Origin of the sequence: Streptomyces sp. NBC_00009, from assembly GCF_045040855.1 — a bacterium.
Lineage (GTDB): Bacteria > Actinomycetota > Actinomycetes > Streptomycetales > Streptomycetaceae > Streptomyces > Streptomyces aureus.
Map to the genome: position 1 here is coordinate 4,056,611 of NZ_CP108312.1, position 16,977 is coordinate 4,073,587.

General features: G+C 71.1%; 17 protein-coding genes and 3 pseudogenes. 12 read left to right on the forward strand and 8 right to left on the reverse strand.

What is annotated here, in order from left to right:
* The first annotated feature begins 95 nt into the window (after positions 1 to 95).
* A complete protein-coding gene (locus OHA58_RS18290) occupies positions 96 to 527 on the forward strand; it encodes a DUF5959 family protein (protein ID WP_405479959.1) in 432 nt (143 codons plus the stop codon).
* 8 nt (positions 528 to 535) lie between these two features.
* Here OHA58_RS18290 and OHA58_RS18295 read toward each other — a convergent pair whose 3' ends face one another.
* Positions 536 to 736, reverse strand: coding sequence for a hypothetical protein (locus OHA58_RS18295; RefSeq protein ID WP_405485431.1), 201 nt, complete (start codon positions 734 to 736; stop codon positions 536 to 538).
* A 297-nt stretch (positions 737 to 1,033) separates the two neighbouring features.
* Positions 1,034 to 1,233: pseudogene (locus tag OHA58_RS18300) on the reverse strand (transcriptional regulator); the annotation flags it as partial.
* A gap of 79 nt (positions 1,234 to 1,312) precedes the next feature.
* On the opposite strand from OHA58_RS18300, the gene OHA58_RS18305 reads away from it, so the two are divergent.
* Entirely contained in the window at positions 1,313 to 1,816 is a 504-nt protein-coding gene (locus OHA58_RS18305) for an ArsI/CadI family heavy metal resistance metalloenzyme (RefSeq protein WP_405479961.1), read from the forward strand.
* A 69-nt stretch (positions 1,817 to 1,885) separates the two neighbouring features.
* Entirely contained in the window at positions 1,886 to 2,092 is a 207-nt protein-coding gene (locus tag OHA58_RS18310; RefSeq protein ID WP_405479963.1) for a hypothetical protein, read from the forward strand.
* A 65-nt stretch (positions 2,093 to 2,157) separates the two neighbouring features.
* On the opposite strand, the gene OHA58_RS18315 is transcribed toward OHA58_RS18310, so the two are convergent.
* Together OHA58_RS18315 and OHA58_RS18320 are read right to left on the reverse strand one after the other, a co-directional pair.
* Positions 2,158 to 3,021 carry a GNAT family N-acetyltransferase gene (locus tag OHA58_RS18315; RefSeq protein ID WP_405479965.1) on the reverse strand — a complete coding sequence of 288 codons (864 nt, stop codon included), beginning with the start codon at positions 3,019 to 3,021 and terminating at the stop codon, positions 2,158 to 2,160.
* Positions 3,022 to 3,065: 44 nt separating this feature from the next.
* Positions 3,066 to 3,251: a hypothetical protein gene (locus tag OHA58_RS18320; protein ID WP_405479967.1), complete on the reverse strand. Its 186-nt coding sequence runs from the start codon at positions 3,249 to 3,251 to the stop codon at positions 3,066 to 3,068.
* A gap of 86 nt (positions 3,252 to 3,337) precedes the next feature.
* Between OHA58_RS18320 and OHA58_RS18325 the strand changes: the two are divergent.
* The 7 genes and pseudogenes from OHA58_RS18325 to OHA58_RS18355 all read left to right on the forward strand — a co-directional run.
* Positions 3,338 to 4,003: pseudogene (locus tag OHA58_RS18325) on the forward strand (DUF2797 domain-containing protein); the annotation flags it as partial.
* A gap of 646 nt (positions 4,004 to 4,649) precedes the next feature.
* Positions 4,650 to 4,973, forward strand: a complete 324-nt coding sequence (locus OHA58_RS18330) for an antibiotic biosynthesis monooxygenase family protein (RefSeq protein WP_405479969.1) — start codon at positions 4,650 to 4,652, stop codon at positions 4,971 to 4,973.
* A 127-nt stretch (positions 4,974 to 5,100) separates the two neighbouring features.
* Positions 5,101 to 5,940 (forward strand): amidohydrolase family protein, encoded by an 840-nt coding sequence (locus tag OHA58_RS18335; RefSeq protein WP_266934418.1) that lies wholly within the window; start codon positions 5,101 to 5,103, stop codon positions 5,938 to 5,940.
* 100 nt (positions 5,941 to 6,040) lie between these two features.
* Positions 6,041 to 6,790, forward strand: coding sequence for a response regulator transcription factor (locus OHA58_RS18340; protein WP_227295892.1), 750 nt, complete (start codon positions 6,041 to 6,043; stop codon positions 6,788 to 6,790).
* On the forward strand, positions 6,787 to 8,268 hold the full coding sequence (locus OHA58_RS18345; RefSeq protein WP_405479971.1) for an ATP-binding protein: 1,482 nt from the start codon (positions 6,787 to 6,789) through the stop codon (positions 8,266 to 8,268). The genes OHA58_RS18340 and OHA58_RS18345 overlap by 4 nt, the downstream gene beginning before the upstream one ends.
* 26 nt (positions 8,269 to 8,294) lie before the next feature.
* Positions 8,295 to 9,644 (forward strand): glycosyltransferase, encoded by a 1,350-nt coding sequence (locus OHA58_RS18350; RefSeq protein ID WP_405479973.1) that lies wholly within the window; start codon positions 8,295 to 8,297, stop codon positions 9,642 to 9,644.
* Positions 9,641 to 11,860, forward strand: a complete 2,220-nt coding sequence (locus tag OHA58_RS18355) for an ArnT family glycosyltransferase (protein ID WP_405479975.1) — start codon at positions 9,641 to 9,643, stop codon at positions 11,858 to 11,860. Before OHA58_RS18350 ends, OHA58_RS18355 begins: the two co-directional genes overlap by 4 nt.
* A gap of 31 nt (positions 11,861 to 11,891) precedes the next feature.
* Here OHA58_RS18355 and OHA58_RS18360 read toward each other — a convergent pair whose 3' ends face one another.
* Entirely contained in the window at positions 11,892 to 12,746 is an 855-nt protein-coding gene (locus OHA58_RS18360; protein WP_405479977.1) for an endonuclease/exonuclease/phosphatase family protein, read from the reverse strand.
* A gap of 138 nt (positions 12,747 to 12,884) precedes the next feature.
* On the opposite strand from OHA58_RS18360, the gene OHA58_RS18365 reads away from it, so the two are divergent.
* Positions 12,885 to 14,393, forward strand: coding sequence for an MFS transporter (locus tag OHA58_RS18365; RefSeq protein WP_405479979.1), 1,509 nt, complete (start codon positions 12,885 to 12,887; stop codon positions 14,391 to 14,393).
* Between the two features lie 87 nt (positions 14,394 to 14,480).
* Entirely contained in the window at positions 14,481 to 15,266 is a 786-nt protein-coding gene (locus OHA58_RS18370; protein WP_405479981.1) for a TetR/AcrR family transcriptional regulator, read from the forward strand.
* An 8-nt stretch (positions 15,267 to 15,274) separates the two neighbouring features.
* Here OHA58_RS18370 and OHA58_RS18375 read toward each other — a convergent pair.
* The 3 genes and pseudogenes from OHA58_RS18375 to OHA58_RS18385 form a co-directional block, all read right to left on the reverse strand.
* Positions 15,275 to 15,373: pseudogene (locus OHA58_RS18375) on the reverse strand (PPOX class F420-dependent oxidoreductase); the annotation flags it as partial.
* 74 nt (positions 15,374 to 15,447) lie between these two features.
* Positions 15,448 to 15,918 carry a PPOX class F420-dependent oxidoreductase gene (locus OHA58_RS18380; protein WP_405479983.1) on the reverse strand — a complete coding sequence of 157 codons (471 nt, stop codon included), beginning with the start codon at positions 15,916 to 15,918 and terminating at the stop codon, positions 15,448 to 15,450.
* Positions 15,919 to 15,946: 28 nt separating this feature from the next.
* Positions 15,947 to 16,765: a YceI family protein gene (locus OHA58_RS18385; protein WP_405479985.1), complete on the reverse strand. Its 819-nt coding sequence runs from the start codon at positions 16,763 to 16,765 to the stop codon at positions 15,947 to 15,949.
* Positions 16,766 to 16,977: the final 212 nt, after the last annotated feature.

Sequence of the window (16,977 nt, forward strand, 5' to 3'; positions counted from 1 at the left end):
GCCCCCGGAGAGATCCGGGGGCCTCTTGCGTTTGCCCGTACAGCAGCGAAGTACAGCAGCGAAGTACAGAAACCGTGTCAGCCGGAGGGGGAGCCGTGACCGAGAGCGCCGAGCCGCTTGAGTTGATCCGCTTGGACGACGGGACGCAGAGCGTCGTCGTACGTGTGCTGTCGACGCAGCCCGGCTATTACGACGCCGAGATCGTCATCCGCAGCGACTTCGTGAACGCCACGGTGCGGACGGACTTCGACGCCGACGACATCGGCGAGTGGGGCGACCTCCTGGATGCGGTCGAGGACGACGACGCGGACACCGAGCAGGATGAGGACGATGTGTTCGCCGGGAACTGGCCGAGAGAGGGACGCGCCGCGTACCTCACGTTCGTGGCCGATGACCCGTACGTGGTCGAGGTTCACGACGCGCCCAGCACACAGATCTGTGTCCGCGTGCCTCTCGACCTCAAGCCCGACTGGATCGCCGAGTCCAGGGTCCGGCTCACGGCCGTCCGACGAGCGCTCGGGGTTTAGCCGCGGGGTCATACGCGCCCCATCGCCACCTTCGGGTGCACCTTCAGGGCGACCAGGAGCGAGCTGCACGTGTGCCGGGTGTTCCGCAGCGGGATCACACGCAGGCTGGCGCGCCGGGCATCACGGGAAGCCTGGATGACGCGGCGGGAGGGACGGAGGGGCGCCGTTCCCGGCCGCGGGCGCATCGTGGCGAGCGTGGGAGCTCCCATCCCGTCCACCATCGACCCAGGCAGAGCCGAGCAGATTCGGCCCATGGCTCCCCACGGTGACGACCATGAGTTGGCAGGCGGCGATGAGCCGAACTGTCAAGGGAAGCTTGATCGGTTGACACCAACACCTGACACCAACAGGTGCGAACAGCGGCGGTCGGCGTCGTACCTCAACGGGGCATCACAGCCCAGAACGCCAGTCGGTCTGCCGACGCCACCGAGTCCGGCCGTCACGGGTGCACTCGCGAGGCGGCACCGGTCGTCGTCGAGTGGTCCGGCAGGGGTTTGCCGGAAGGCCTCCCCGCCCGCCTGTGAAGCGATCATGGACAGCAGGCGCAGGCGCAGGCGCACCGGGGCGCCGGGTCGCCGAGGGCCTTGGAGACTTTGGCCAGCTCAACGGCTTGATCCTCATCCAGGGGGCGGTCAGCAGCCCCCGGGCAGCATGCGTCGGCTTCGTCGGTCTGCCCCAACACCACAAGAAGCTCTTGCTTCGACATACTTCTATGTTGACAATCTTCGATTCAGCGCGCAGTGTTGCATCGACAGATATCAATGCAAGCGGATGGGAGTCTCGCCATGTCCCGCGCTCAGCTCGCCCTGCGTGTCAGTGATCTGGAGGCGTCGATCACCTTCTACTCGAAGCTGTTCGGCACCGAACCGGCCAAGCGGCGCGAGGGGTACGCCAACTTCGCCATCACCGAACCCCCGTTGAAGCTCGTCCTCATCGAGGGCGAGCCCGGCCAGGAAACCCGGCTCGACCACCTCGGTGTCGAGGTCGAGACCACCGACCAGGTCACCGCCGCAACTGGGCGGCTGAAGGACGCCGGCCTGGCAACGTTCGAGGAGAACGACACCTCCTGCTGCTACGCCCTCCAGGACAAGGTCTGGGTCCGCGGCCCTGGGCAGGAGCCCTGGGAGGTGTACGTCGTCAAGGCCGACGCCGGCACCCTCGGCAAGAGCGCCCAGGCCGACGGGAGCGGCGACGGCTGCTGCACCAGCCAGACGGACGAAGACCAGCTTCAGACGGCGAATTCGGGCTGCAGTTGCGGCGGGCACACTCCGATCGCTCGACGCCCATAGGCGTCGTCTTCGCCTTACGTCATGACGGGCTCTGGCAACCCGGCATCACGAACCCCTAGCCTGCGGCGCATGAGGATCCGGCGCCCTGATCGGCAGGCTGTCGAGGACTGGGCGGCATCCTGGGTGCTGCTCACGTTCGTCCTCCGGTTCGGGACCATGGTCATGCACGACAGGCCGATGGGCTGGATCGGCTCCGCGCTTACCGCCGCCGTTGCCAACACGGCCATAAGGGTCGCGGGGCGCTGGGGCGAGAAGCGGCGGGCACGAAAGCGGTAGCGACGAGGACAGCGACGGATCAGTTCACGTCGTGACGGTGTGCCGGGACGTCGGCCGTGCCGCCGTCAGCGTGCGAAGTCGTACACGGCAAAATCGGTGAGTGGGACGTAGCCGATTCTTCGGTAAAGGGCGTTGCTGGTGGAGTTGGCCGGGTCTGCGTAGAGCGCGACCTCCTTGGCGCCTTCGGCCAGGGCGGCTCGGCTCACCTCGACCGTCACCGCGCCCGCGTAGCCGCGACCGCGGACGTGGGCCGGGGTGTAGACGGGGTCCACCCGGATCATGCCGCCGACCAGCGAGGTCATGCCCGCCATGGAGACAGGGGTGCCGTCCGGGGTCTCCCAGAACGTGTAGTGCTTGTCTCCGAAGCGGGTGTCGGCCCAGGTGTCGGCGTCGATGGTGACGTCTTCCCTGACGTCGGCGGCGAACTCGCGGTGCCAGCGGAAGAGTTGCTCGCGGTCCTGTTCGCCCACGCGTCGGCCCCGGCCCGCCGGGACCGGCTCCGGTGGGGTGAGCGTGCCGAGGCGGTACAGACGGATCCGTGTGCTGAGTGTGGGCGTCGCGCCCGTGTGCCGCTGCCAGGCCTCGGCGAAGGCGGTGGCGGTGTCGTGGGCCGCGCTCACGAGGGGCAGGACGAGGCCGAGGCCGGCCAGACGGGCGGCGAGGGCGTCGGCGTCCGCGGGCGTGACGGGGGTGAGGCTCAGGGGGCCGTGCTGGGTGCGGCGGTAGAAGATGGCACGGACCTCGCCCGCTCGCTCCAGGGAGCCGAAGACGGGGGCATCGGCCCTGTATGCCTCCGTGCCGAGCGTTCGCAGTTTCTCGGTCGTTGTCAGCGGTGTGGTGTGCAGGGCGGGGCGTGAGCGCAGGAAGTCTCCGGCTCGGGCGAGAAAGTCGTGGACGTCTTCGGTGAGGTGCCAGTCATCCGGTCGCATGCTTCATGGTTTCCGATGCGCTTCCGCTCCGGCTAGAGCTGGAGCTAGAGCGTCAGGAACCGGACGATGATCCCGATCGGTATGAGTGCGCAGGTCAGGCCGGCGGTCAGGAGTACGGCGGCCAGGGCCTTGAACGCCCTCCGGCGCTGGGCCCGGCAGGCGGCGAAGCCCGTGAAGGCGGCGATCGCGAGGCACGGCAACGCGATGAGGAAGAAGCCCGGCGCTGCCACGGTCCCCACCCCTGATCACGTCCCCGAACAGCAGGAACGTACCGCGGCCCCTGGCGATGTCAGTGCCCGGGAGTAGCGTCCTGAGCATGACGTGGTGGTGCACCGGGGTGCGGTGGCGGGTCGGGGGCGGGCCCGCGCTGGGGTGGTACGGGGAGGGGAAGGGGGAGCGCGAGAGTCCCCTCGCCTTCGGGGACGTGCTGGCTTTCCGGGCCGTGGGCGCGCGCAGATGTCTCGGGGTGTGGCGGGGCGGGCGGCGTACGCCGTGTCCGGCGGGGGCGGTGCTGTCCGGGCGGGGGACGCGCGCACAGTGTGCCGAGTGTGCCGGGATCGACCGGGCGCACTCCGTCGCCGCGGACACGATGGCGGACGACCCGAGGCCGTACCACGTGTATCTCGCCTGGTTCGGGAGCGGGATGGTGAAGGTGGGGATCACCGGGGTCGGGCGCGGTTCCGCCCGGCTCCTCGAACAAGGGGCCGTCGCGTTCACGTGGTTGGGGCGCGGGCCGCTCATGGCGGCGCGGCGGGCGGAGGAGCTGCTGCGCAGCGCGCTCGGCGTTCCGGACCGGATTCCGTACGCGCAGAAGCGGGCCGTACGGGCGGCGCTGCCCCCGGCCGGTGAGCGGGCCGCGGAGCTGGCGACGGCGCATGCCACTGCCGTCGCGCTCGCCGGGTGGCCCGAGTCGCTGGAGCGGCTTCCGTGCGAGGTGGTCGATCACGCGGAGGTCTTCGGGATCGAGGGCGGAACAGGGGCCGGAACCGGGACCGGAACAGGGAGCGGGACAGGGACCGGAACAGGGAGCGGGACAGGGACCGGAACAGGGAGCGGGACAGGGACCGGAACAGGGAGCGGGACAGGGACCGGAACAGGGAGCGGGACAGAGGGCGCGGCAGAGGTTGGGCGGCTCGGGGGCGTGGGGGTCGTCGTGAGCGAGCTGGTCGAGGGCGGGGTGGTCGTGGGGACGCTGGTCGCCGCCGCGGGGCCGGATCTGCATCTCGTGGAGCGAATGGGGTCTCCCCTGGTCGAGCGAAGCCGAGAGCTTGGGGAAGGGCGGCGGCTCGTGGTCGACACCCGGCTGCTCGGCGGGTGGCAGCTCGAGGCGCTGGGGAAGGCGGAGAGAGCGGCGGCGGACGTGGTGTCCTCCGTGCCGGTGAAACCGGTGAAAGAGGCGTCCGCGCTGCAGGGTGGGCTGTTCTGAGCGGCATCGGCCGTTCCGTTCTCCAGCCAGGCGGGGAGGGGCGGCAGGCTTCGTCGACCGAATGGTCAAGTCTCGCTTCCCGTAGGGCAATGGGGGTGGACACCGTCCGTCGCCGGGCCGCATCGTGAGGGACATGAGTGATCACGGAGTAGCGCCTGTCGGACAGGAGGGCGGTGCCGGTCCTGCCAGTACCGTCCGGCCCGTGCCCGTCTTCGAACCGCCTTACTACGCGGCCGTGTTCACCTCGGTGCGCACGCCCGGGGACAACGGATACGGGGCGACCGCCGAGCGGATGTCGGAGCTGGTCAGGGAGATACCCGGGTTCCTGGGGGAGGATTTCGCGGCCTCGGAGAGCGGGCTGAGGATCACCGTCGCCTACTTCCGGCACGAGGAAGGGCTCAAGGAGTGGGCCGGGAACGGGGAGCACCGGGAGGCCCAGCGGCGCGGCCGCGCCGAGTGGTACGAGAGCTACTCGCTCCATGTCGCCAAGGTGGAACGGAGTCACGGATTTGAGCGCGGAGAGTAACGCGGAGAGTGGCGCGGCGAACAGCGTGGAGAGTAACGCGGAGAGCGGCGCGGAGGGCGGTGCGGACACCAACACGGCGGGCGGCGGCGAGGCGGAGCGGGTCGCCCGGTTCCGGGAGCGGCACGGCCTGGCCGGGATCGTCGACGTGCACACGCACTTCATGCCCGAGCGGGTCCTGAAGAAGGTGTGGGAGTACTTCGACGCGGCGGGGCCGCTGACCGGGATGGCCTGGCCCATCGCATACCGGGAGGAAGAGGAGCAACGGCTCGCGCGGCTGCGGGAGTTCGAGGTGCGGGCCTTCACGTCCATGCTCTATCCGCACAAGGCGGGCATGGCCGAGTGGCTCAACGGGTGGGCCGTCGACTTCGCGCGCCGGACCCCCGGCTGTCTGCACACGTCGACGTTCTTCCCCGAGCCGGGCGTCGACCGGTACGTGCGCGAGGCCGTCGAGGCGGGCACGCGCGTCTTCAAGGCGCATGTGCAGGTCGGGGCGTACGACCCGAACGACGAACTGCTCGACCCCGTGTGGGGGATGCTCGCCGAGGCCCGTATCCCCGTGGTCATGCACTGCGGCTCGGGGCCCGCCCCCGGCAAGCACACCGGGCCCGAGCCGGTCGCCCGGCTGCTCGCCCGGCATCCGCGGCTCCCGGTGATCGTGGCCCACATGGGGATGCCCGAGTACACGGACTTCCTCGACCTGGCCGAGCGGTACGGGGAGGTGCGCCTCGACACGACGATGGCGTTCACCGATTTCAGTGAACGGTTTGCCGCGTTCCCCCGCGGCGAGCTGGCCCGGCTAGCCGATCTCGGTGACCGGATCCTGCTCGGCACCGACTTCCCGAACATTCCGTACCCCTATGTCCACCAGCTGGAGGCCCTGGAGCGGCTCGGTCTCGGGGAGGAGTGGCTGCGGGCCGTGTGTCACGGGAACGGGGCACGGCTGTTCGGCCTTGACCCCTTGGCGTAACCCCTTGGACTGACGCTCCTATGAGACCGCTGTGCGTTTCTCAGGGAATTCACAGGTTGTCGAAAGCCGGTTCTCAGAGCGGGCGCGCAAGGTGTGGAACATGACCGCGACCTCGCCCCAGGGGCGTACCGAACTGCTGAGGCCGGACGGGAGCCCCGTCCGGGTTCTCGTCGTGGACGACGAACAGTCGATCACCGAGCTGCTCTCCATGGCCCTGCGCTACGAGGGCTGGCAGATCCGCAGCGCCGCGGACGGGATGGGCGCGGTGCAGACCGCGCGCGAGTTCCGGCCCGACGCCATCGTGCTCGACATGATGCTGCCCGACATGGACGGCCTGTCCGTGCTCGGCCGGCTGCGGCGCGAGCACCAGGACGTGCCGGTGCTGTTCCTGACCGCGAAGGACGCCGTCGAGGACCGGATCGCCGGGCTCACGGCCGGCGGCGACGACTATGTGACCAAGCCCTTCAGCCTGGAGGAGGTCGTCGCCCGGCTGCGCGGGCTCATCCGCCGCTCGGGAGCGACCGACCGGCGCAGCGAGTCCGTGCTCGTCGTGGGTGACCTGACGCTCGACGAGGACAGTCACGAGGTGTCGCGAGGCGGGGACGGCATCCATCTGACCGCCACCGAGTTCGAGCTGCTTCGCTACCTGATGCGCAACCCGCGCCGGGTCCTGAGCAAGGCGCAGATACTGGACCGCGTCTGGAGTTACGACTTCGGCGGCCAGGCCAACGTCGTGGAGCTGTACATCTCGTACCTGCGCCGGAAGATCGACGCCGGGCGCGAGCCGATGATCCACACGCGGCGCGGCGCCGGATATCTCATCAAGCCCGCTGTGCCCGTCGCGTCATGAGCGGGCGGCGGCAGCCGCGCAGCCTGCGCAAGCGGCTCGTCATCACGGCTGTCGCGCTGATCGCCCTGGTGTGCGCGGTCATCGGAACGGTGACCACGATCGCGCTGCACACCTATCTGTACGACCAGCTCGACAAGCAGGTGCGCGGCGCCGTCGTCCAGTCCACGGGCGGTCCCGGTCCGGAGCGACAGGCGCAGAACCTGAGCTTTCTCGGCGGTCCCAGCAGGCCCGGCACCATTGGCGCCCTCGTCGGGTCGGACGGAAGCGTCACCGAGGCCGCGAAGAGTGTCGCCGACCGGGACAAGCCGATCGTCCCGCTGACGGACGCGCAGATCACCGCGCTGGAGAACGTGCCGCAGGACGGGGAGACGTACAGCGTCAGCGTGCCCGGGCTCGGCGACTACCGGATCTCCTCGAAGCCGGGCGGAAACACCATGGTCGGCCTGCCCGAGACCGAGGTGCAGGACACCCTCAGCACCCTCGTCGTCGTCGAGGTCAGCGTCACCGCGGCCGGTCTCGTCGCCGCGTCGCTCGCCGGCGCCGCCATGGTCGGCGTAGCCCTGCGGCCCCTGCGGCGCGTCGCGTCCACCGCGACCCGTGTCTCCGAACTCCCCCTGCACAGCGGCGAAGTGGCCCTCCACGAACGGGTCCCCGACACCGAGGCCGACCCGCGCACCGAGGTAGGCCAGGTCGGCGCCGCCCTCAACCGCATGCTCGACCATGTGAACGGAGCGCTGGAGGCCCGCCAGCAGAGCGAGACGCGCGTGCGCCAGTTCGTCGCGGACGCCAGCCATGAGCTGCGTACGCCCCTCGCCTCGATCCGCGGCTACGCCGAGCTCACCCGGCGCGGCCGTGAGGAGACCGGGCCCGACACCCGGCACGCGCTCGGCCGTATCGAGTCCGAGGCGCACCGCATGACCGGGCTCGTCGAGGACCTGCTGCTGCTCGCGCGGCTCGACTCCGGCCGCCCCCTGTCGTACGAGGCGACCGACCTGTCGCCGCTGGTCGTGGACGCGCTGAGCGATGCCCGCGCGGCCGGCCAGGACCACGCGTGGCGGCTCGAACTGCCGGACGACCCCGCTCTCGTGCTCGCCGACGGGCAGCGCATCCATCAGGTGCTCGTGAACCTCCTGGCCAACGCCCGTACCCACACGCCGCCGGGCACCACCGTGACCGCCCGCGTGCACCGGAACGGGCCGTGGGTCTGCCTGGACGTCCAGGACAACGGCCCCGGCATACCGCCCGAGCTGCTCCCGCACGTCTTCGAACGGTTCGCGCGCGGCGACACCTCCCGCTCCCGGGCCCACGGCTCGACCGGTCTCGGCCTAGCCATCGTGCAGGCCGTCGCGGCCGCGCACGGCGGCGCCGTGACCGTCGACAGCGTGCCCGGCCGGACCGTGTTCACCGTCCATCTGCCGGCGTGTGCCGAACCCGTCACGCACTCACAGGCGGGCCACAGTCTCACCACACCGGTCTGACAGGGCAGTTGGCGAATGTCGGTGTCATGCGAACCGACTCTTCTCCGGGCACCGACCCCTCCCTGGGGGTGCTGCCGGCACGGGAGCACCTCCCGGCCGGCGTGGGCGATGCACCGGTTCTGGACGTAGTGATCCCGGTCTACAACGAGGAGCGAGACCTCGGCCCCTGCGTGCGCAGGCTGCACCGGCACCTCGTCGGGACCTTCCCCTACCGCTTCCGCATCACGATCGCGGACAACGCGTCCACCGACGCGACCCCGGACGTCGCCGCCTCCCTGGCGGCCGCGCTCCCCGAGGTGCGCAACGCCCGCCTGGAGCAGAAGGGCCGCGGGCGCGCCCTGCGCACCGTCTGGTCCGCGTCCGACGCACCCGTCCTCGCCTACATGGACGTCGACCTGTCCACCGACCTCAACGCCCTGCTCCCGCTGGTCGCCCCGCTCATCTCGGGCCACTCGGACCTGGCGATCGGCTCGCGCCTCGCGCGCAGTTCACGCGTCGTGCGCGGGCCGAAGCGCGAGTTCATCTCCCGCGCCTACAACCTGATCCTGCGCGGCTCCCTCCAGGCCCGCTTCTCCGACGCCCAGTGCGGCTTCAAGGCGATCCGGCGCGATGTGGCGCGGGTCCTGCTGCCGCTCGTCGAGGACAGCGGCTGGTTCTTCGACACCGAGATGCTCGTCCTCGCCGAGCGGGCCGGGCTGCGTATCCACGAGGTGCCGGTCGACTGGGTCGACGACCCGGACTCGACGGTGCACATCGTGAAGACGGCCACCGACGACCTCAAGGGCGTGTGGCGCGTGGGCCGGGCGCTCGCGGTCGGCGCGCTCCCCCTCGATCGGCTCGCCCGCCCCTTCGGCGACGACCCGCGCGACCGCCAGGTCCCGGGCGTGCCCCGGGGACTGGCCCGGCAGCTGGTCGGCTTCTGCGTCGTCGGCGCCCTGTCGACCCTCGTCTATCTGCTGCTCTACTCCGGATTCCGTACGTTCACGGGGTCGCAGGTCGCCAACGCGCTGGCCCTGCTCGTCTCGGCCGTCGCCAACACGGCCGCCAACCGGCGTCTCACCTTCGGCGTCCGCGGCCGGGACCGGGCCGTCCGCCACCAGGCGCAGGGCCTCGTCGTGTTCGCGATCGGGCTCGCCCTGACCAGCGGCTCGCTCGCCGCGCTCGGCGCCGCCTCCGCGGACCCGGCGCACTCCACGGAACTCGCGGTGCTCGTCGCCGCCAACCTCGCGGCGACGGTGCTGCGCTTCCTGCTCTTCCGCGCCTGGGTGTTCCCCGAGCCGCCCGCCGCTGCGCCGCTGCCCGTACCCGGTGCCGTACCCGGTGCGCCGGACGCCTCCCGACCTACGTACGACCACGAACTGAGGACCGGACGATGACCCTGCCCCACCTCCCCGCCGACGCACCCGCGCTGCCACCGCCCCCGGCCGCACCGGCCGTTCAGGGCCAGGGCCACGGCCACCCCAAGCAGCCCCCGCTCACCCGGATCTGGCGCGGCCGGTCCGACGACCCGCGCTGGGCGCGCCCCGCGTTCCTCGGCCTGCTGCTCGTCGTGGCGCTCGCCTACCTGTGGAACCTGAGCGCCTCCGGTTACGCCAACTCCTTCTACTCGGCGGCCGTGCAGGCCGGGAGCCAGAGCTGGAAGGCGATGTTCTTCGGGTCGCTCGACTCGGCCAACGCCATCACCGTCGACAAGCCCCCGGCGTCGCTGTGGCCGATGGCGCTCTCGGTGCGGATCTTCGGCCTCAGCTCCTGGGCGATCCTCGTCCCGCAGGTCCTGATGGGCGTGGCGACGGCGGGCGTCCTGTACGCGGCCGTGCGGCGCCGGTTCAGCGCGGCGGCCGGGCTGCTCACCGTGGCGGCGTTCGCGCTCACGCCCGTCGCCGCCCTGATGTTCCGCTTCAACAACCCGGACGCCCTGCTGGCGCTCCTGATGACCGTCACGGTCTACTGCGTCCTGCGCGGCATGGAGAACGGCCGGACGAAGTGGCTGGTGTGGGCGGGTGTCGCCGTCGGCCTCGCGTTCCTCGCGAAGACCCTCCAGGCGTTCCTGATCCTGCCGCCGCTGGCCGTCCTGTACGCGGTGTTCGCGCCGGGCAGGCCGCTCAAGCGGATCGGGCAGCTGCTGCTCTCCGGGCTCGCGATGGTCGTCGCGGGCGGCTGGTGGGTCGCGGTCGTGGAGCTGTGGCCCGCGTCCTCGCGCCCGTACATCGGCGGCTCCCAGAACAACTCGTTCCTCGAGCTGACCTTCGGCTACAACGGGCTCGGCCGGATCAACGGCGAGGAGACCGGCAGCGTCGGCGGCGGCGGTGGCGGCATGGGCGGCGGCGGCAGCCAGTGGGGCGAGACCGGCATCGACCGGATGTTCAACTCCGAGATCGGCAGCCAGATCTCCTGGCTCCTGCCGGCCGCGCTGCTGCTGCTCGTCGCCGGTGTCGTCGTCACCTGGAAGGCGCGGCGCACCGACACGGCACGCGCCGCGTTCCTCGCGTGGGGCGGCTCGCTGGTGATGACCATGGTCGTCTTCAGCTTCATGGCCGGGATCTTCCACCAGTACTACACGGTGGCCCTCGCCCCCTACGCCGCCGCGCTCGTCGGCATGGGCGCGAGCGTGCTGTGGGAGGAGCGGGCCAGGTTCACGGCGTCCGCCGCGCTCGGCGTCACGGTGGCGGTGACGGCCGTGTGGTCGTACGTCCTGCTGAACCGGACGCCCGACTATGTGCCGTGGCTGCGCTGGGTGATCCTCGTCGGCGGCGTCGCGGCGGGCCTCGGCATCGCCGTCGCGGGCCGGCTGAACCGTCAACTGGCGCTCGGCGCCGCCGGGGTGGGCCTTGTGGCCGCGCTGGCCGGGCCGACCGCGTACACCATCAGCACGCTCGACACCGGGCACAGCGGGTCGATTGTGACGGCCGGTCCTGCGGGGGCGAGCATGATGGGCGGCCGGGGCGGCGGCCCCGGTGGCGGCGAAGGCGGCATGCGCGGCGGCGGGATGCAGCCGCCGGGCCAGGGCCAGCAGAACGCCCAGGGTCAGCAGCCCGGCCAGGGCGGGCAGGGTCAGCAGGGTGGCGGCATGGGCCAGCCCCCGACCGGCGGCATGCCCGGCCAGGGTCAGAACCAGGGCCAGGGTCAGAACCAGGGCACAGGCAACGGCAAGCAGCAGGGCGGCACCGGCACCATGCCCGGCGGCGCCGGCATGGGCGAACGCGGTGGCACGGGCGGCGGTGGAATGGGCGGGCTCCTCAACGGCGCCCAGGTCAGCGCGAAGGCCAAGGCCCTCGTCGAGAAGAACGCGGACGACTACACCTGGGCCGCCGCGGCCATCGGCTCGCAGAACGCGGCGAGCTACCAGCTCTCCACCGGCAAGCCCGTCATGGCGATCGGCGGCTTCAACGGAAGTGACCCGTCCCCGACGCTCGCCCAGTTCAAGAGCTACGTCGAGGACGGGAAGATCCACTACTTCATCGGTGGCGGCATGGGCGGGATGGGCGGCGGCAGCGGCTCCGCCTCCAAGATCCAGTCCTGGGTCGAGAAGAACTACACGAAGGTCACCGTGGGCAGCGCGACCTTCTACGACCTGACGCAGCCGAAGTCCTAGGCCTGCCCTAACTCCTGTTCAGCGACAGGCCCTAACTCCTGTTCAGCGACAGATCGGCGACAACCGGGCGGTGGTCCGAGGCGAGAGTCTCGGCCACCGCCGCGTCGCGTACCCGGACGCCCTCGCCCACCGCGACGTAGTCGATCCGCTTGACCGGATCCGCCGCCGGGAAGGTGTACGCCCCCGGGTCGGCCGGTGTCAGCTCCTTCCACAGCGGGGCGAGTTCGGGGGCGCCCGGCTCCGCGTTGAAGTCGCCGAGCAGGATCTGGCGGTCCTTGGGCGACGTACGTTCCCCGGCCATGATCCTTCGGGTGTCGGCGACCTGCGCGGCCCGTACCGACGGGTCGGGCCGGTAGTCGAGGTGCGTCACGAAGACCTGGACCGGCACCCCGCGCACCTTCAGCTCGACCTCCCCGAAGCCGGGGGCGGGCGCCGGGACCGGGTTCGGGTTCTGCGTCGACAGGCGGGTGATCTCATGGTTGACGGCGCCCCGGACCGGATACCGGGACAGGATCGCGACCCCGTACTCGCGGCGCGGCCCTCCCTCCTCGACCGGGTCGAGGCTGTAGATCGGCGCGAACGACACCTGCATCCCGAGCCGGTCCGCCAGCTCTTCGGCGAGATCCCGGTTCTGGCTGCGCGCGTCCCAGTGGACGTCGACCTCCTGGAGCCCGATGACGTCGGCGTGCAGGGCGCGCAGCGCCGCCTCCTGGCGGTCGAGATCGAAGACGTTGTCCATGCCGGAACCGGCGTGGATGTTGTACGTGGCGATGCGCAGCGGGACGGGCGGTGGCCCCCCGGCGGCCTGCGCTTGCGGCGCGGCGGCGAGTCCCCCCAGCAGTCCGGCGGCGAGCAGAACTTGCGGTGTGCGGCGGTGCTTGGACATCCGGCCCCTCACTCGTCAGGTTTCAGGCGGGAGAACGCTAGCGGGTGTCCGGTGCCGAAAAGTGACTTGGCCGCCGCACGGGGACGGCTATACGGTGTACAACGTCACTCGACGTACACCGTATAGGGGAGTCTGAACATGACGGCGACGACCGCCGAGAACTCAACGGCCGCCACCGGCGGCGGCCATCCGCAGCGCTGGCTGATCCTCGGCGTCATCTGTCTCGCCCAGCTCACCGTGCTGCTCGACAACACCGTCCTGAACGTGGCGATCCCCTCCCTCACCCGGGAGCTGGACGCCTCGACCTCCGACATCCAGTGGATGATCAACGCCTACTCGCTGGTCCAGTCGGGTCTCCTGCTCACCGCGGGCAGCTCGGCCGACCGCTACGGACGCAAGAAGATGCTCGCGGCCGGGCTCGTCCTGTTCGGCGCCGGATCGCTGGTCGCCGGACTCGCCCAGTCCACCGGGCAGTTGATCGCCGCGCGCGCCGGCATGGGTGTCGGCGGCGCGCTTCTGATGACCACCACGCTCGCCGTCGTCGTGCAGATCTTCGACGACACGGAGCGCGTCAGGGCGATCGGCCTGTGGGCCACCGTGAACTCCCTCGGCTTCGCCGCGGGCCCGCTCATCGGCGGCGTCATGCTCGACCACTTCTGGTGGGGCGCGATCTTCCTGATCAACATCCCGGTCGCGGTGATCGGCCTGATCGCGGTCCTCGCGCTCGTTCCCGAGTCCAAGAACCCGCTCGGCGACCGCCCCGACCTGGTCGGCGCGCTCCTGTCCACGGTCGGTATGACGGGCGTGGTCTACGCGATCATCTCCGGTCCGCAGCACGGCTGGACGTCCGCGCACGTCGGCTTCTCCGCGCTGGTCGGCCTCGTGGTCCTGGCCGCGTTCGTCGTGTGGGAGCTGCGGATCCCGTACCCGATGCTGGACATGCACTTCTTCCGCAACCAGCAGTTCACCGGGGCCGTCGCCGGCGCGATCCTGGTCGCCTTCGGCATGGGCGGCTCGCTCTTCCTGCTCACCCAGCACCTCCAGTTCGTGCTCGGCTACGGGGCCCTGGAGGCCGGTCTGCGCACGGCGCCCATGGCCCTGACGGTCGTCGTCCTCAACCTCACCGGCGTCGGCGCGCGCATCCTGCCGAAGCTCGGCACCCCCGCGACCATCGCCACCGGCATGTCGTGCCTCGCGGCCGGCCTCGCCGCGATCGCCCTGCTCGGCGGGGACTCGTACGGGGGCATGCTGCTCGGCCTCGTCGTGATGGGCGCGGGCATCTCCGTCGCCATGCCCGCCATGGCGAACGCCATCATGAGCGCGATCCCGCCGGAGAAGGCGGGCGTCGGTGCCGGAGTCAACGGCACGCTCGCCGAGTTCGGCAACGGTCTCGGTGTGGCCGTCCTCGGCGCCGTGCTGAACTCCCGGTTCGCCGCGCTCGTATCCGTCTCCGCGGCCTCGCTCCCGGCGGCGCTCGCCGCGGCGAAGTCGGGGGCGGAGCGGGAGCGGATCGCCGACGCGTTCGCCTCGGGCCTGGAGACCAGCCAGCTGGTCGGCGCGGTCGCCGTGCTCGTGGGCGGCCTCCTCGCCGCGGCGTTGCTCAGGAGGGCGGAGCGGGCAGACTCAGCGGTGAAGGCCGCGGCGTAGCTGCACTTAGCATCGGTGGTGGCGGACCGGGCCATTCCGGTCCGCTGCCGGAACCGGGCCGGTACGAGGACTTTGGGAAGGTGCGCCATGGCGAAGGCTGCCGACCGTGCGGAGCGTCCGGCGCGGACGAGCGTCTGGCTGGAGGGCAAGACGCCCCGTACCCGCAGGAGCGAGGCACCCAGCACGCTCGACCGGGAGCGGATCACCGCGGCCACCGTGAAACTCCTCGACGCCGAGGGCCTCGCCAAGTTCTCGATGCGGCGCCTCGCGGCCGAGCTCGGCGTGACCGCGATGTCCGTCTACTGGTACGTCGACACCAAGGACGACCTCCTGGAGCTGGCCCTCGACCGCGTCTTCGGCGAGATGGAACTGCCCGAGCCCGCGGCGCCGGGCGGCGACTGGCGCACCCCGCTGAGGCAGCTCGCCGGGGTGTACCGCGCGAGCCTGGTGCGCCACCCCTGGACCTCCCCGCTCACGGGCCACTTCCTCAACATCGGCCCGCACTCGCTGGCGTTCTCGCGCCAGGTGCAGCGCATCATCGAGGACACCGGCCTCAACCTGCAGGGCCAGCGGGGCGCGATCGCCGCCGTCTTCCAGTTCGTGTACGGGTACGGGACCATCGAGGGCCACTTCGTACAGCGCTGCGCGGACGCCGGGATGAGCCAGGACGAGTACTACCACCACGCGATGGGCGCCTTCGGCGAGCTGGCCCCGGAGATGGCCGAGGACTACGAGAACGCGCGGGCGCTGATGGCGGGCACCGAGGGCCACAAGGTGGAGGACATCCGCGAGGCCGACTTCCAGGTGGCGCTCGACCTGCTGGTGGCCGGCATCGACACGATGGTCACGGCCCAGCGCCAGCCCCCGCGCTAGAGCGTGTGTCAGGCCGAGTGCGCCGGGAATCCGCCGGTCGCCACGGGCCCCCACCGCTCGGGCGTGATCCGGATGATGGACTTGCCCTGCTTGAGCATCGCCGCCCGGGCCCCTTTTTTCTGCGTCCCTCGCACTGCTTCGCAGGCTTCGGGGCGCTGCGTCGGACTCCGTCCGTCGGCCGTTACTCGCTCGGGGCGAGAGATGCCGGGAATCCGCCGGTCGCCACGGGCCCCCACCGCTCGGGCGTGATCCGGATGATGGACTTGCCCTGCTTGAGCATCGCCGCCCGGTACTCGTCCCAGTCCGGGTGTTCGCCCGAGATGTTGCGGAAGTACTCGACCAGCGGCTCGACCGACTCGGGTGAGTCGATGACCTCCGCGGTGCCGTCGATCTGTACCCACGGGCCGTTCCAGTCGTCGCTCAGGACGACCACGCTCACCCGCGGATTCCGCTTGGCGTTACGGGTCTTGGCGCGTTCCGGATAGGTGGAGACGACGATCCGCCCGGAGTCGTCGACCCCGCAGGTCAGGGGGGAGGCCTGCGGGGTTCCGTCGGCGCGGGCCGTCAGCAGGAGCGCGCGGTGGCGCGGGCGGACGAAGTCGAGCAACTCGTCCAGGGAGACACGGGTGTTGGTCGCGATGCTGGGTGCCATGTCCAGCACCCTACGGCTTCGACTGTGCTCAAACCTGCGGCAGCGCGTCCCCCTGCACGGCCTGGATGTCGAGCTCCACCTTCAGCGTCGTGCCGATCGCGGAGATGCCCGCCTGGACGACCTGGTTGTAGTTCATCGCGAAGTCCTCGCGCTTCAGCTCGGTCGTCGCCCGGAACGCCGCCCGGGTGCCGCCCCACGGGTCCGCGCCCGTGCCGAGGTAGCTGAGGTTCAGGTCCACGGGCCGTACGACGCCGTGCAGCGTCAGCTCGCCGTGCACCGTCCAGCGGTCGGACCCGGCCGGCTCCAGGCCGGTCGAGCGGAACGTGATCTCCGGAAACGTCTCGACGTCCAGGAAGTCGGGCGTCTTCAGGTGCCCGTCCCGCATGCCGTTGCCCGTGTCGATGGAGGACGCCTTGATGACCGCCTCCACCCGCGACTTCTCCACGTCCTGGGCGATCTCGATCCGGCCGCCGAACTCCGTGAACCGGCCGTGCACGCTCGAGATGCCGAGGTGCTGTGCGACCGCGCCCACCGAGGAGTGCACCGGGTCGATCGTCCATGGTCCGGGCGGCGGCAGTTCCGCGCCGCCCTGCCGGGCGAGGACCACCGAGCCGACGTCGGCTCGGCCGCTCGCCGTCACCATCGCCGTGGACGCCGTCGGCGCGTAACCGACCGCCGTCACGATCACCACGTACGGGCCCGGGGTCAGGGTCACCGCGTCGTGCACGGCCCCCTCGTCGTCGGCCTCGGCCCGCAGCACCTGCGCACCCGTCATGTCGGTCACCGTCACGACGGCGTGCGGCAGAGCCCATCCGTCCCTGGTACGGATCCGCGCGCTCAGTCCCATGCTTCTCCCTTGCGCCGAATACCGGCGCCGCTCTCGCGGACGTGGTCGCCCGCCGCTGGGCCCTCAATTGATGGCTGAGGCCCCTTGGTCGATGGCCCGTAAACGGGCCGGACCCCGGTCCGGTGGCGGCCGGCCGTCCCCTGCCGTAGTGCCGCCACCGGTTCCGGGGTCCTTTTCCCACTACCGGGCGGGGCGCGTCTCCGCTCGAAGCG